Annotated in this window: 13 protein-coding genes; 5 read left to right on the forward strand and 8 right to left on the reverse strand. The window is 67.2% G+C overall.

Annotation, left to right across the window (positions count from 1 at the left end; translation table 11 throughout):
• Positions 1-29: 29 nt before the first annotated feature.
• From GY40_RS19630 to GY40_RS19660, 7 genes are all read right to left on the reverse strand, one after another.
• Positions 30-878 carry an ABC transporter permease gene (locus tag GY40_RS19630; RefSeq protein ID WP_051988303.1) on the reverse strand — a complete coding sequence of 283 codons (849 nt, stop codon included), beginning with the start codon at positions 876-878 and terminating at the stop codon, positions 30-32.
• A gap of 32 nt (positions 879-910) precedes the next feature.
• Positions 911-1,852, reverse strand: a complete 942-nt coding sequence (locus GY40_RS19635; RefSeq protein WP_038365705.1) for an ABC transporter permease — start codon at positions 1,850-1,852, stop codon at positions 911-913.
• Positions 1,853-1,888: 36 nt separating this feature from the next.
• Positions 1,889-3,481, reverse strand: a complete 1,593-nt coding sequence (locus tag GY40_RS19640) for an ABC transporter substrate-binding protein (protein ID WP_038365707.1) — start codon at positions 3,479-3,481, stop codon at positions 1,889-1,891.
• 63 nt (positions 3,482-3,544) lie between these two features.
• The gene (locus GY40_RS19645) at positions 3,545-5,242 is read right to left on the reverse strand and encodes a M20/M25/M40 family metallo-hydrolase (protein ID WP_081925536.1); all 1,698 of its coding nucleotides are present in this window, start codon (positions 5,240-5,242) and stop codon (positions 3,545-3,547) included.
• Positions 5,243-5,313: 71 nt separating this feature from the next.
• Entirely contained in the window at positions 5,314-6,864 is a 1,551-nt protein-coding gene (locus GY40_RS19650; protein ID WP_038365711.1) for an ABC transporter substrate-binding protein, read from the reverse strand.
• Position 6,865: 1 nt separating this feature from the next.
• A complete protein-coding gene (locus GY40_RS19655; protein WP_051988305.1) occupies positions 6,866-7,663 on the reverse strand; it encodes a polysaccharide deacetylase family protein in 798 nt (265 codons plus the stop codon).
• Positions 7,660-8,484 (reverse strand): polysaccharide deacetylase family protein, encoded by an 825-nt coding sequence (locus tag GY40_RS19660; protein ID WP_038365713.1) that lies wholly within the window; start codon positions 8,482-8,484, stop codon positions 7,660-7,662. Before GY40_RS19660 ends, GY40_RS19655 begins: the two co-directional genes overlap by 4 nt.
• Before the next feature lie 208 nt (positions 8,485-8,692).
• Here GY40_RS19660 and GY40_RS19665 point away from each other — a divergent pair, with 208 nt between their 5' ends.
• Positions 8,693-9,484 (forward strand): IclR family transcriptional regulator, encoded by a 792-nt coding sequence (locus tag GY40_RS19665; protein ID WP_051988306.1) that lies wholly within the window; start codon positions 8,693-8,695, stop codon positions 9,482-9,484.
• 62 nt (positions 9,485-9,546) lie between these two features.
• Positions 9,547-11,235 carry a M28 family metallopeptidase gene (locus GY40_RS19670; protein WP_081925553.1) on the forward strand — a complete coding sequence of 563 codons (1,689 nt, stop codon included), beginning with the start codon at positions 9,547-9,549 and terminating at the stop codon, positions 11,233-11,235.
• An 86-nt stretch (positions 11,236-11,321) separates the two neighbouring features.
• Here the strand turns inward: GY40_RS19670 and GY40_RS19675 are convergent, their stop codons facing one another.
• Positions 11,322-12,062, reverse strand: a complete 741-nt coding sequence (locus GY40_RS19675; protein ID WP_038365715.1) for a FadR/GntR family transcriptional regulator — start codon at positions 12,060-12,062, stop codon at positions 11,322-11,324.
• Positions 12,063-12,306: 244 nt separating this feature from the next.
• Here GY40_RS19675 and GY40_RS19680 point away from each other — a divergent pair, with 244 nt between their 5' ends.
• Genes GY40_RS19680 through pdxA form a run of 3 tightly spaced genes read left to right on the forward strand, consistent with a single transcriptional unit; the run spans position 12,307 to position 15,255 of the window.
• Entirely contained in the window at positions 12,307-13,074 is a 768-nt protein-coding gene (locus GY40_RS19680; protein WP_197062782.1) for an HpcH/HpaI aldolase family protein, read from the forward strand.
• 1 nt (position 13,075) lies between these two features.
• Positions 13,076-14,203 carry a four-carbon acid sugar kinase family protein gene (locus GY40_RS19685; RefSeq protein ID WP_038365719.1) on the forward strand — a complete coding sequence of 376 codons (1,128 nt, stop codon included), beginning with the start codon at positions 13,076-13,078 and terminating at the stop codon, positions 14,201-14,203.
• On the forward strand, positions 14,200-15,255 hold the full coding sequence (pdxA, locus tag GY40_RS19690) for a 4-hydroxythreonine-4-phosphate dehydrogenase PdxA (protein ID WP_038365721.1): 1,056 nt from the start codon (positions 14,200-14,202) through the stop codon (positions 15,253-15,255). The genes GY40_RS19685 and pdxA overlap by 4 nt, the downstream gene beginning before the upstream one ends.
• The last annotated feature ends 11 nt before the right edge of the window (positions 15,256-15,266 follow it).

Genomic DNA, 15,266 nt, shown 5'->3' on the forward strand with positions numbered 1-15,266 from the left:
CGGAGAAAGGCCGGAATGCCTGAGAGCTCTCAGTAGATTCGCCGTGGATCGAGCGCGTCGCGCAAGCCGTCCCCGAGCAGATTGACGGCGAGGACCGTCGCCGAGAGAAAGGCCGCCGGGATCAGGACGATATAGAACTTGAGCTGCCAGAGTGTGCGCCCCTCGGCCATGATGTTGCCCCAGGAGGGCGTGATCGGCGGCGTGCCGGCGCCGATGAAGGAGAGCACGGCCTCCGTGACCATGGCGGCCGCGCAGATATAGGTCGCCTGGACGATCAGCGGCGACAGGGAGTTCGGCAGGATGTGGCGGACGATGATTCTCGGCGTGCTCGCCCCGGCGGCGATCGCGGCCTCGACATAGGGCTGTTCGCGCAAGGAGAGCACCGTCGAGCGGACGAGCCGGGTCACGCGCGGGATCTCGACGATGGTCAGGGCGACGATCACGTTGATGACCGAGCCTTTCGTCAAAGCCATCAGCGCGATCGCCAGGAGCATGGAGGGGATCGACATCAGGCCGTCCATGACCCGCATGACGACGACGTCGACCCGCTTGATGAAGCCCGCGATCAAACCCAGAAAGAGCCCTCCGATCGAGGAGAACACCGCGACGGAGAACCCGACCAGCAGCGAGATGCGGGCGCCATACAGAACGCGCGAATAGAGATCGCGCCCGAGCATGTCGGTGCCGAAGATGAACTGGGCCGAGGGCTCGCGCAGCCGGCGCGCCAGCGACGTCGCGGTCGGGTCGATCGTGCCGAGCAGGGGAGCGAATATCGCGATCGCGACCATGGCGACGAGCACGGTCGCGCCGAACGGGATCGTCGGGTGCCGCCGCATCTGCTTGAGGGCCGCCGAAAGCCGCGAGCCCTCCGAGCGCATGGATGCGGCCCCGGCGTGAAATGTGGACGAGCTCAATAGCGGATCCTCGGATCGACGAGCGTGTAGATGAGGTCCACGGCCAGGTTGACGAGCACGTAGACGAAGGAGAACACCAGCACGAGCCCCTGGATGACCGGGTAGTCGCGGCGGAGGATGGCATCGACGGTCAATCGCCCCATTCCGGGGATGGTGAAAACGGTTTCGGTGACCACCGTGCCGCCGATCAGGGCGGCGAAGCCGATGCCGATCACGGTGATGACCGGGACCGCGCCATTCTTGAGCGCGTGGAGGAAGAGGACCTTGCGAGGTCCCAGCCCCTTGGCGCGGGCCGTCCGGACATAGTCCTGCTGCAGCACTTCGAGCATGGATGCCCGCGTGATCCGGGCGATCAGGACGATATAGACGAAGCCGAGGGTGATCGCGGGCAGGATCAATCGCTGCAGCCAGGGCCCGACGCCCTCGGAAAGCGGCGTGTAGCCCTGCGGTGGCAGCCATTGCAGCTTCAGGGCGAAGACCCAGGCGAGGATGTATCCGACCACGAAGAGCGGCACCGAAAAGCCGACGACGGAGACGCTCATGATCGCGCGGTCGATCCAGCTTCCGCTCTTCCAGGCCGCGACGACACCGAGCGGGACGGCGATCGCGATCGACAGGATGAGCGTCAGCAGCATCACCGACAGCGTCGGGCCGACCCGCTCCGCCATCAGCGACGTCACCGGCTGGCCGGTGAAGACCGAGTTGCCGAGATCGAAATGGGCGAGGCGCCAGAGCCAGCTGCCGAACTGGACCAGGAAAGACTGATCCAGCCCCAGGCTCTGCCGGATGCGGTCGATGTCGGCGGCCGAGGCTTGGTCGCCGGCGATCATCGTGGCGGGGTCGCCGGGCGCCAGGAACAGCAACGAGAACACCGTCAGGGCGACGACCAGCATGACCGGAATCGTCGCCAGGATGCGCTTCACGATATAGGCGAGCATTGGATCACCTGCTGCACGCCGGGGAGAGTGACCGCGTCAGCCACGACGGATGTTCCAGAACACGGTGGCGGTGCGCACGCGATCGACGAGGTCTTTCTTCAGCGCGGTCTGCCGATAGATGGCGCCGAGCGGGATCGCCGGCAGCTCGTCCATGCCCACGACCTGCATCTCCTGGGCGATGCGCTTGCGCTCGTCGGGCGAGGGCGAATTCAGCCAGGCGTCGCGGAGCTCCTCCAGCTTGGGGATCGTCGGCCAGCCGAACCAGGCGCTGCGGCCATTGCCGCGCAGCATGATGTTCGTGCCGGGATCGACGAACCAGCTGCCCGGGAAGAGCCAGCAGCTCATCGACCAGCCGCCCTTGTCGACCGGCTCCTCCGAGCGACGGCGCTGCGCGACCGAGGCGTTGTCGAGCAGCGCGATGTCGAGGTTCAGGCCGAGCTTGCCGAGCATGTCGGCCGCCACCTGCGCCAGGGGCGTCGTCGATGCCGGGCTGTCGGCGGCGCCGAGCAGTCTGACACGCTCATTGGAATAGCCGGCCTCCTTCAGCAGTTGCCTGGCCTTCTCGATGCTGCGCGGCCCCTTCAGCGGATCGAGACCGGCCTCGCTGGCCAGCGCTGTTCCGGGCGGGAAGAAGCCCGTGCCCGTCGCGAAGTTCTGCGGATTGGTGCCGGCCACCGCCATGCAGAATTCCGCCTGGTCGATGGCCGGAAGCAGCGCCTGGCGGATCTTCTTGTTGTCGAACGGAGCGTTGAGGGCGTTGAGCCGCATCATCGCCATCGAGGGGATGTCCTCGAGCCGTGGCAGGTCGATATCCTTGAAGCCTGCAAGCAGCTCGACCGTCTCGGAGGTCGGGCCGCCGATCCAGTCGACATCGCCCGTCTGGAGGGCTGCGGCGGCCGTCGCCGCATCGGGGATGCGACGCCATTCCACCCTGTCGAAATGGACCATCTTGGGTCCGGCGGTGAGGCCGCTCGCGGTGTTCGGCGTCGGCTTGTAGCCCTGGAACTTCTCGAAGACGGCGAGATTGCCGAGCTGGAACTCGTCGGCCTTGAACCTGAACGGCCCCGATCCCGTCCGGTCGGTGATCTGCGTCTTCACATCCGTCTGCGCGACGCGCTCGGGCATGATCAAGGGCACCGGTGCGCTGAGCTGTCCGAGGATCGCCGGGAGGATCGGGAAGGGACGCTTCAGCCGGAAGCGCAAGGTGCGGTCGTCGACAGCGACGAGCTCGTCGGTCAACGCAAACAGCGTCGCGCCCATCGGGGCGGCCTGCGACCAGCGTTTCAGGCTCGCGACGCAATCGCGGGCCCGGATCGGCTCGCCGTCATGGAAGGTGATGCCGCTGCGCAGGGTGATCGTGCAGCTGCGGCCGTCATCGCCCCACAGGAAGCCTTCGGCGAGCTGCGGCTGCGGCTGGAAATTCGCGTCCAGCCCGAACAGGGTGTCGTAGATCATGTAGCCGTAGTCGCGGGTGATATCGACGGTCGACCACATCGGATCGAAGATGGTCAGGTCCGTGTAGGGCACGAAGCGCAGCACCTTCTTCCGGGATGACTGCGAAAGCGCAGGCGCGCTGATCCCCGCCAGAGCCGCGGCGGCGCCGGCCTTCATGAAACTGCGTCGGTCCATGATGGTCCCCTTTTCGTGTCGCGCCGCGTCGAACGCGGCTGTCATTGGATCAAAATCGGAACATCAGAGCGCTTTGGCGGCCCTGCCTTCGATCAGCTCGATGGCGCGCGAGAGCCCATGGGCGATGCGGTTCGCGCGTTGCCGCAATTGCACCCGCGCCATCCGCGCGGCGTCGGGCTCCAGACGAGCGAGCGTCAGGGCCGGCGCCAGTCCCGGCAGGATGCGGCTGGCCCGGCCGAGATCGAACTCGAAGGCGCTGCGCGCATGATAAAGCACCGGGTTGAGATGGCGCCCGAGCCGCAGCAGCAGCGGATCATCGGCGCCGGTCGGGTGCCAGCCGCGCAGCGCTTCCGTCAGCCGCTCGGCGAGGCCGGTCAGGCGTGCGATGTCCTCGCAGTCCGGCGCGGCCTCGCGATAGGCGCACAGGCCCGCGAGCACGTCCTCGGCGATGGTTGCGGGCCTGAACGGAAGCGCCGGCGCATTCACCAGACCGGCGACGAGATTGCGATAGATCAGCGTGTCGACCGCCAGGATCTCGGCATCCATATGCTCGATCGTGTCCTGATCGGTATGCCACCACCAGGCCAGCCCGCTGCCGTGCAGGTGCTCGGGGCTGGCGGCGGGCAGGAAGGCGCTGACCTGGGCGGTCGCCAGGCCGATGCCGCTGAAGCTCTGGTCGGAATTGCGGGCCGAACGACGCGGGTCGATATAGGGGTCGAGGCGCTTGACCGAACGGTCGACGAATTCCTCTTCCTCCGGCGTCTGCTGGCCGATGGTCGCATCGAGCACCTGCCGGACATAGGCGGCGAGCTCGGCCGTGGTGTTCCGCAGCGCCTTGGTCGTGCCGCCGCGGCTGCCGACGATGTCGACGTTCAGATAGGCGATGGCGTCGTTGTAGAGGGAGTCGCGGAACGCATCCGCATACCAGGACGAGCCTGCATAGCCGCCCTGCTCATGCCCGGTCCAGAACGCGAATTTCACGCCGTAGCGGGGTTTCGGCTGCTGCTTCAGGAGACGCGCGAGCTCGATCAGCAGGGCGACGCCGGCCGTGTTGTCGGTCGCGCCATCACCCCAGGTGCAGTAATGCGCGCCGAGCAGGATGTAGCCGGGCTCGCGGCCTTCGATCTCCGCCACCGGCTGCTTCACCGGGCGCCATTCCGTGCGGATCTCGCTGTCCATCGTGACGGGCGTGCCTGCCGCGACAGCACGCTCAATAATCTCCGCCGCGTCGCGGGATACCTGAATCGCAGGAACGGTGGGCAGCAGCGCAAGATCGGCCGGACCTGTCGGGGCTCCCCAGAGCGGCGAGGCCTGGACGTAGTGACGCTGCGGACCGTGCGATAGCGCTATGACGCCGAGCGCGCCGGCTCGCTGCGCGCTCATGCAGGCGTCGTAGCGCGGCAAACCGTCGATCAGCAGGAAGGCACCTTGCAGTTCGCCGGGCTCGAGCGAGCGGGTGACACGGCCGGTGAGGCCTCCGGGTTGCGTCGAGGCCGTGAAGGCCGCGCCATTGGCGGGAAGCGTCTGGCCGCCGACGGTCAGCGATGCCTTCTCCGGCCAACTGATGAAAGCATCGAATTCCAGGACGTCCTGCATGATGTCGGACGACGCCAGTTGCGCGCTGATATAGCGGCAGGCCGCATCGGCGCGCTCGGAACCGGGCAGTTTCCGGCCCAGCGCGGCCAGATTGACGACGATCCGCTGCAATCGCTCGGATGAAATTCCAGCAGCCGCCGGGTCGGTCAGTATCGTGCTCGTCATATGGCCCTCGGCCGGTATCGTGATCGATTTGCGAGGTCACGGCCTTGCCGCGACCTCGGCTTCGGCGGCCGTCAGGGAGTGACGGAGACGTTCCAGTAGCGCGGCTTCTGACCGGGCCAGGGCTGGAAGCCGGAGACGTTCTTGCGGACGGCGATCGTCGTGGCGCGCGTGCCCCAGACGATCAGCGGCGCCTCGCTCATCTGCAGGCGATGCACCTCGTCATAAAGCGCCTGCTTGTCCTGCTGGTCGTCAGCGAGGACGAGCTTCTTCAGCAGCTCCTTCGAGGCCGGGCTGTCCCAGACCTTGTCGGGCTGGCGCGCCTTGTCGCCGGTGAAGCGCTCGACGATGAAAAGCGGGTCGAGATAGGGCGTGAGGTTCCAGACCATCATCTGGTAGCGCCCGCTGTAGAAGCGCTCGAACTGGGTAGCGAACTCCATGATCTCGACATCGACGTTGAGGCCGACGGCCTGCAGCATCGACTGGAGATAGATCGCCGTATCGCTCATGATCGGCGAGGCCTTGCTCGTGATCAGGACGATGCGATCGCCCTTGTAGCCGGAGGCCTTGATCAGGGCGCGCGCCTTGTCGGGATCGTATTCGGCGCCGTCGCGCTCGACCTGGCCATAGAAGCGGCTGGTCAGCGGGATCAGCGAGGGGGAAGCAATGCTTTCATCGTCCAGAACGGCCTTTGCCAGGCTTTTCCGGTCGATGGCGTGGCTGATCGCCTGGCGGATCCGAGGATCGGCAAGCACCGGATCGCGCGACTGGAGCGGGATCGTATAGATGCCGGCGACCGGCGTGGTCGTCACGGTGACGTTCTTGTCGTTGGCGAAATCCTTGATCGAGGCCGCGTCGACATCGGTCCAGAGGTCGAGCTGGCCCTGCAGGATGCCGAGCTTGGCGACCTGCGCGTCGGGAACCAGATTGATCCTGACCTTTTCGACCTTGGCTTCCTTGGCGCCGGCGAGCCCGTCCGACGGCTCGCTGCGGGATTTGTAATCGGCGAAACGGCTGAGCTCGACATATTGGCCCTTGCGCCATTCCGTCATCTTGAACGGGCCGGTGCCGATCGCCGTCGTCCAGTTGCCGTTCGCGTCGACCGCGTCCGGATGGGCGATGCCGGCGGAGTCGCAGTCGGCACGCGCCATCGCGCTCAGGAAGGATCCGCTTCGTTCGGCGAGCTGGAACGCGACGCGGCGATCATCGAGCGCCTTCACCGACTCGATCTTGGTCGCGTTGGTGCCGTTGAAGGCGCCACGGCAGGGCCACGCGGATTTGGGATCGAGAAAGCGTTCCCAGGTCCAGACCACTTCCTTGGCCGTCAGCGGGGCGCCGTTATGGAATTTCACGCCCTCGCGGAGAGTGAAGGTGTAGGTCTTGCCGTCGTCCGAGGTCTCGATCTTCTCAGCCAGCATCGGAGCGACGCTGCCGTCGGCCCGCCAGGCGACCAGCCCCTCATAGATGTTCTGAAGGACGCTGCCGGTCGCGGTGTCCGGGCTGCGTCCCGGCATGACGCCTCGAATGTCGGAGGTGAGCATCGTCCGCAGCGTCTGGGCATGCGCCGCGCTTCCGGCTGCCGCGAAGGCGCTCAATCCGAGGGTCAGAACCGCAATAGCTCGCATCTCAGTCTCCGACGTTCTCGATCTGGTTTGCCGCGCGTCCGGCGTGGATTTGCTCCGCCAGCTGACCGCAGAGGCTGGGTCGGGCACCCTGCTTTTCGGCCAGTCTGGCGAGGCGTTCGATCAGGGGCAGGCGGGCAAGCCGGCCGACCCCGATATCGGCGCGCGGATGGAAGGTGAGGCAGGCATAGCCATCGACCGCGAGAAGCGCCGCGAGCTCCTCGCGCATGAGGTCTTCCGCCCGGTCCTGCGTGACGCGCCGGCGGAAATGCGTCGCGTCGGTCAGGCCTTCCGAGACCGGAAGCTCGACCATGCCGTACCCGCCATATTCAGCGAGCGCGTAGGGGGTATCGTCGTCGAGGAAGCTCGAATCGTAATGATATCCAAGAGCTTGCAGGATCGGGATCGTGTTCTGCGAGAGCGTGCCGGTCGGGGCCCGGAAGCCGCGCGGAGCGACGCCGCTCAGGCGCCTGAGCGTTTCATGCGCCTCGCCGATCACCGATGCCTCCTCGTCGCGCCCGAGCTTGGCGTGATCCTCGAAGGCCCGGCCATGGCTGGCGATCTCATGACCCTCGCGGAGGCAGCGCTCGACCAGCCGAGGCAGTCTTTCGGCCTCCATGGCCGGCCAGAAGAAGGTGGCGGGCAGACGGTATTCGCCGAGCGCGTCGAGCACCCGCGCAAGGCCGATCCGATAGGTGTAGCGACCATGCGCATCGCGGCCGAACAGCTCGGCCTCGGGCGCGCCGGCCGCCTCCGGCCCGATGCCGTGCACGTTCACGGTGATCAGGAGGGCGCCGCTCATGAGCGCGCATCCCGCCAGCGCGCGGCATCGCCCAGGCAGTATTCCGCCAGTTCGCGGCAGGTCATGAAACGCACGCCGGGCGTCGCCTTGGCATAGGCGAGGAAGCGGTCGACGGCAGCTGCCCGTGCCGGGGTTCCGGAACCACCGCCTGCGCGCGGATGGACCGTCAGGTGGACGTAACCGTCGCGGCCGAGCGCGGCGTCGAGCTCCTGGACGAAATTGCGCTCGACTTCCGCCGCCGAGGCGCCACCGGTGAAGTACATCGGGAAATCGTCGAGCGAGACGGTGTTGTTCGGCAGGATCATGAAGCCATCCTCCAGCAGATAGGGGATGTCCTCGTCCTTCTCGCTCGCATCGTAGATGTAGCCGAGGCGGCGCAGCGTCGGCAGCGTCAGGCGGCTCTTGCGTCCCGAGGGCGAGCACCAACCCACCGGGGCCTGCCCTAGGGCCGCGAGGATGTCGTGGGTCTTTTCGAGAAGCTCGGGCTCGCGCTCGCCGAGTTCGAAGCCCTCATGCTGGTAGCCATGCGCCGCGATCTCGTGACCGGCCCGGTGGATCTCGTGAAACGGTTCCGGCCAATGCTCGGCGTCATAGCCGCAGCAAAAGAAGGTCGCCTTGATCGCATGGTGGTCGAGCATGTCGAGATAGCGGCGGATACCGCGCCGCAGCGCGTAGCGACCGCGGCTGTTGACGCCCAAATCGTTCTGCCCGCGACCGGCTTCGACCGCCGGGCCGTCGACATGGATTGTGACGCAGACGATCGCGCGGGCCCGGTCGGGCCATTCGATCCCGCGGACGGGTTCTGTTGCGTGTGAAGCCATCGGCTTTCGTTCCCCTCCCATCCCTTTGACTGCGGCCATGTTCGGGCTGCCGCCAAAGGTCGAGTTCGCGAGACCTTGCGTCGGTGAAGCGCTGATGTCAAATTATTGAACCGATGGTTCATTGAGTGAACCAATCGAACTGTGCTATGGCCGGATTCGTTGAATCCGCCGGCCCGGAGGCCGGGCAGGCCGAGCAAAAGGAGAGCCGATGACGAGCGCGGCACCGCCCAGGGAGATCGAGCAGTACCGGGTCGATGCGGTCGACGCGGCGCTCGGATTGCTGATGCTGATCGCGGAAACGCCGGATCTCGGATTGTCGGAGATCACGCGCCGATCCGGCCAGAGCAAGGCTCGCGTGTATCGACTCCTGTGCAGCCTCGAGGCCAATGGCTTCGTCAGCTGTTCGACCGAAAAGCGCAGTTACCGATTGGGCCTCGCGGCCGTGGCCGTCGGCAACGCAGCGGAACGGCAGATCGACATCGCCAGAGTGGCGGCCCCGATCGTCGCCAGGCTCGGCAGCGATACCGGCGAGACGGTTCAGCTTCGCGTCCGGGACGGCCGGAACAGCCTCTGCGTCGCCGGTTGGGAGCCCGACAGGGCGGTCAAGGTTCTGGCGAATATCGGCGGCAGCCGGCCGATGCATGCCGGTTCAGGCGTCGTTCTCCTGGCGTTTCAGGACGAAGCGTTTCGCGAATCGGTGCTCGGCGAGCCGCTGAAGGCGTTCACCGAGCGGACCTGCGTGGATCCCGAACGTCTCAGGCAGATTCTCGCGGCGGTCCGCGAGCAGGGCTATTACGTCAGCCATGGCGAGGTCAGCCCGGACCTGATTTCGATCTCGGCGCCCGTGATGGGGCGCGACGGCAAAATCATCGCCACCATCCATATCGGGGCGCCGACCGGACGCGTCAGCGACAGCCTGCTGCCGAACCACATCGAAACCGTGCGCCGCGCCGCGCGGGAGCTTTCCGCCCTGCTCGGCGGGGCACGGACTGCAGTTTGATGCGGCTGAAACCAGCGATTTCCACGATCGAACCCGCTTACAAAGACAAGGATGCCATCGACATGGCCCTGGCAACACAATCCGATGGCGCCGTCGAAAGCGCGGTTCCGGGCGCGGTCTCCGCGCAACGCATGATGGCCGGGCTGAAGACGCTCGCCCAATGGTCGAAGGTCGCGACGACCCCGGGCGAAGCCTCGAGCTTCGCCTGGCTCAAGCAGCAGCTCGACGAGATCGGGTTGAAGACCCGCCTGATCTCTCACGACGCCTATATCAGCATTCCCGGCCCGGCCCGGCTCGTTATCGGCGAGCGAACGGTTCCTGCGATCACGCATGCGATGTCGCTGTCCTCGCCGCAAGGCGGCCTGACGGGCCTCCTCGTCGATCTCGGCGACGGTTCGCGCAAAGCCTTCGCGGGGAGGGAAGTCGCTGGGCGGATCGTTCTGGTCGACGGCATCGCCAGCCCGGCCGTCGCTGCGCTGGCTTCAGCGGCCGGCGCGATCGGGGTGGTCCAAATCAGCCCGCATCATCTCCTGCACGAGATGTGCGTCTCGCCGATCTGGGGGAGCCCGTCCGCACAGACGCGCGCGGCCCTGCCGCAGGTGGTCGCCGTCACTGTCAGCAACGACGATGGCCGCGCCTTGCGCGAGGGGCTGAGCGCGGGAGCGAGCGAGGTGACGCTCTACGCCGAGGTCGATACCGGCTGGCGCAAGACGCCCCTTCTCGTCGGCGACATGCCGTCTTCCGGGAAACCCGGAGAGCCCTTCATTCTGCTCTCCTGCCATGTCGACACCTGGTTCCAGGGCGTCATGGACAACGGCTCCGCCAATATCGCGATGCTGGAAGTCGTGCGCCTGTGCATGGAGGCGCGGCGGGACTGGAAGCGCGGCCTGCGCATCTGCTTCTGGTCGGGCCATTCGCAGGGGCGCTATTCGGGCTCGGCCTGGTATGCCGACAACCACTGGACGGAGCTCGACGCCCGCTGCGCTGCCCATGTCAATCTCGACAGCCCCGGCGGCATCGGCGCGCAGGACCTGACCCGGACCGGTTCGGCCGGCGGTCTCTACGACATCGCGGCGGCGGCGATCGCGGCCGAAACCGGCCAGAAACTGGCCGGACGCCGCAAGGCCCGTTCCGCCGACGATTCCTTTCCCGGGGTCGGGATCCCCTCCGTCTTCGGCAGCCTCAGTCTGCAGGAGCCGGGCGAGGTCAAGATGCGGAACGATCTCGGCTGGTGGTGGCACACCGAGCATGATCTCATCGACAAGATCGACCCGGATTTCCTCGTTCGCGACACTCGGGTCGTGCTCCGGGTGGTCCTGAACCTGCTTACCCAGTCCCGGCTGCCGCTGGATTACTCCGCCCAGATCTCCAAGCTCGCGCAGGAACTGGAGGATCTCTCGGGCCGCTTGGGCGGTCGCTTCGATCTTGGCGAGACCTTGGAGGCGGCGGGATCGCTCGCCGATGCTCTCGTGCGATTGAGGCGGGGAGAGCTGGACCCGGCGACGCATGATCAGGTCCTGATGCGCCTGAGCCGCGTTCTGGTGCCGCTGGATTACACGGCCGGCGATCGCTTCGTTCACGATCCCGCGCTCGCGCTTTCGCCCTGGCCGGTTCTGGATGCGATCAGGCGCCTGGCTTCGGCCCCCGAGGGCGACGAGGGCCGTTTCGCGGCTGTCGATGCCGTGCGGGCGCGCAACAGGCTGAGCCATGCTTTGCGGGAAGCCTTGTCCGTAGTGCGCGGGTCGACGTGACCGGGCGAGAACCGCCCGTTTCCTCTGATGATGCCGCGCTGCTCCTCGTCGGCATCTTGCCGGCGTGGGCGCCCGCGAAGGGGCCTTTACAAGGATAGATCGAGCACCTTGCCCTCGAAGAGACGATCGTAGGAGCCCTGGATGTGCCGGCGCATCGCGTCGCGCGCGTCGTCCTCCTTGCGGTCGCGTATGGCGGCGAAGATCGCGTCGTGCTCGTCGAGCACGCCGATCAGCCCGCCCGACGGCCCTAGCAGCGACAGGCCGTGCAGCTTCATGCCGACATTGATGTGGTCCTTCAGCGCCTGCATCGAGGACAGGAAGAAATAGTTGTTCGCCGCCTCGGCGATGGCGATGTGGAAGGCGTAGTCGGCATCCTCACGATGGCCGTGGGCGCGCGTCGTGTCGCGCATCAGCTCGAGCGCGTTGCCGATGGCCGCCAGCGCCGCCTCGTTGTGCCGCTTGGCGGCGTAGAAGGCGTTGGCGGGCTCGACCTCGAGCCGGAACTCGTAGCAGCGCTGCACGTCGGCGATGGTGCCGACGGGCGCGAAGGCCAGCGCCTTTCCGGGCTCAGGCTCGCCGCCGCGGACGAAGGTGCCGGCTCCCTGCCGCGAGAACACCAGCCCGTCGTCGCGCAGGCGCCGCAGTGCCTCGCGGATGACGGGGCGGGAGACGCCGTAGAGCGCGGCGAGATCATGTTCGCCTGGCAAGCGGGTGTTCGCCGCGTACTCACCCGAGGCGATGCGCGCGCGCAACTGATGATGCACGCGCTGCACCAGCGGGGAGGGCGGGGCGCTTGCGTGATCCTGCGATCTTGCGAACTGGTCCATGCCGCGATGTTTACAAGCAATTACAACTTGGTCAAGGGCTATTGCGGGCGGCGATATTTTCTAGGTTTTTGGCGATCTGTGCGCTGATAATTACAACATGTTGACATGTTGTCCGGGTTGCGCTTCGATGGAGCCAAGGTCCGAAGAGGCCAGCGACAGGAAACGCTCTGGTGCCGTTCGTCTCGGCGGCTTCGCATCCGACGTGCTCCTGCCTCGCTCCCCGGATCCGAGCAGCAGGTGGATGATGGCCGAAATCAGAACGAATCGTTTCAAGCGCGATCTGGGCAAGCGACAGCAGCTCGGCATCTTCTCGACCTTCGCGAGCCCGGCGCTCACCGAGATGTTCGCCCAGCTCGGCTTCGACTGGCTGCTGCTGGACACCGAGCACAGCCCCAACGAGCCCTCCGAGATCGTGGCGCAACTTCAGGTCATGGCGGCGCTGCCGGCCGAGCCGATCGTGCGGCCGGCCTGGAACGACATGGTCATGGTCAAGCGCTGGCTCGATTTCGGCGCGCAGACCCTGCTCTTCCCTTACGTCCAGAATGCCGAGGAGGCGGCCCGCGCCGTCAGCTATACGCGCTATCCGCCGCATGGCGTGCGCGGCGTCTCGGGCTCGTCGCGGGCGGCCGCCTACGGGCTGATCCCGGATTATTTCGCCAAGGTCCAGAAGGAGATCTGCGTCATCGTGCAGATCGAGACGGCCGAAGCGCTGGCGCAGATCGATGAGATCGCGCAGGTCGACGGCGTCGATGCGGTCTTCATCGGCCCCGCCGACCTTGCCGCCTCGATGGGCCATCTCGGCAACACGCAGGCGCCCGCGGTGCAGGCTGCGATCGATGACGGCTTCAGGCGCCTGAAGGCGATCGGTAAGCCCGCCGGCTATCTCACCAACAATGAAGGCGAGGCCGTGCGCCGCGTCGCTCAGGGCATCGACTTCGTCGGCGTCGCCAATGACACCACCATCGTCGCGCGCGGCGCCCGCTCGCTGCTTTCCGCGGTCAAGGGCGGCTGAGATGGCGATACGCCGGCAGCCCCTGCGCCTGCTCGCCGACGACCTGACGGGCGCGCTCGACGCGGCCGCCGCCTTCGCGTCGCCGTCCGAGCCGGTTCCGGTCTGCTGGCGCGAGGCAGTGCCGACGGCTGGCGCCGTCGCGCTCGACAGCCGGACGCGCGAAGCCTCGGCCGAGGAGGCGTGCGCCGCTGTCGCGGCCGTGGCGGGGCGGCTGTTCTCTCCCGGCTCCGGCCTGGCCTTCAAGAAGATCGACAGCCTGCTGCGCGGGCCGCAGGGGGCCGAGATCGCGGCAATCCTCGAGGTGCTGAAGCCTTCGCGTTGCGTCGTCGCGCCAGCCTTCCCGGCGCAGGGGCGCATCACGCGCGGGGGCCGTCAATGCGTGCTGATCGAGGGCGCGGCGCGGCCTGTGCCGGCCGATCTCGGCGACGAGCTGCGGCGGGCCGGCCATGAGGTCATGCGGGCCCGGCCGGGCGACGCGGTTCCAGCGGGGTTGAGCCTGTGGGACGCCGAGAGCGATGCCGATCTCGACGCGATCGTCGCGGCGGCTCGTGGGGCCGAGGAGATTCTCTGGATCGGCAGCGCCGGCCTGGCCTCGGCGCTGGCGCGGGCGATGGGTTTCCAGGGCGAGGGGCGGGCCGCGGCTTTGCCGGCGCCGGTCGTTGGCTTCGTCGGCTCGGAGCACGAGACGATGCGCACCCAGCTCGCGGCGATAGGGGCGCGGCATTTGCGCCTCTCCGCACAGATGTGCGGAGAGGCTGCCGAGATCGGCCGGCGGCTGGCTGCCGACGGTGTCGTCCTCGCCAGCGTCGACCTTCCTGCAGGCATCTCCCGGGACGAGGCTGCAAGGGCGATCGAGGCCCGGTTCGGCGCGCTCTTGGCGGAACTCGACCGGCCGGGCACGCTCTTCGCCGCCGGTGGCGAGACGCTGCGCGGTCTCTGCGAGGCGCTGGGCGCCGAGCGTCTCGACGCTGTCGGCGAGGTCGCGCCGGGCGTGCCGCGCTCGATCCTGCGTGGCGGGCGCTGGGACGGTGTCACGGTCGTCTCGAAATCCGGGGCCTTCGGCGGTCCCGATCTTCTCAACGATATCTTCGCGGGCAGATCCGCGGCACTGGCCGGAGCGGCAGCATGAAACCCCATCTCGCCATCACCATGGGCGATCCGGCCGGCATCGGCCCCGAGATCATCGTCAAGGCCTGTCTCGAGCTGAAGGAGCGGATCGCCAGGGGCGATCTGCGCCTGCTCGTCATCGGCAGCAATCCGGCGCTTCACGCGGCGCGCGAGATGCTCGGCGCCGAGATCGCGATCCCCGAGGTCAACGAGACCAGTGCATGGCCGAACCTCGCCTGCCTCCAGGCAGGGCCGGAGGGCGAGCCGATCAAGCCCGGCGTGCTCAGCGCCGATGGCGGGCGCTTCGCCTATCTCGCCGTCGAGACGGGGGTGCGCCTGGCGCAGGCGGGTCGCATCCAGGGCATCGTCACGGCGCCGCTGAACAAGGAGGCACTGAACAAGGCCGGCTACAAATTCGCGGGCCATACGGACATGCTGGCGAGCCTGACCGCCTCGAAAGGCTCGGTGATGATGCTCGCCCATGGCAATATGCGCGTCAGCCACGTCACCACCCATGTCGCTCTCAAGGATGTGCCGGGCAAGCTCACGCCCGAGCGGCTGCGCTATGTCATCGAGCGCACCGACGAGGCGCTCAAGGCGCTCGACCTCGGACGGCGCAAGATCGCCGTCGCCGCGCTCAATCCCCATGCGGGCGAGGGCGGCCTGTTCGGCAAGGAGGACGACGAGGTCTCGGCCCCGACCATCGCCAGGGCGGTGGCGGACGGTTTCGACGTGGTCGGCCCCGTGCCGGGCGACACCGTCTTCGTGAAGCTGCGCGCCGGGCAGTACGACGCCGTGATCGCGATGTATCACGATCAGGGGCACATCCCGGTCAAGCTGCTGGGCTTCAACGTCAATCCCGAGACGGGCACATGGGACGCGCTGTCGGGCGTCAACATCACGCTCGGCCTGCCGATCGTGCGCGTCTCGGTCGATCACGGCACGGCCTTCGACATCGCCGGCAAGGGCATCGCCAACCAGCTCAGCCTGATCGAGGCCATCGAATACGCCGAGAAGCTGGCCGCAGCACGCGGCATCGCCGCCCCGACGAACACCGTCGACACCGCAGCGTAAGGGAGGCTCCC

The sequence above is a fragment of the Allobosea sp. UNC402CLCol genome (assembly GCF_000745475.1).
Lineage (GTDB): Bacteria > Pseudomonadota > Alphaproteobacteria > Rhizobiales > Beijerinckiaceae > Allobosea > Allobosea spartocytisi.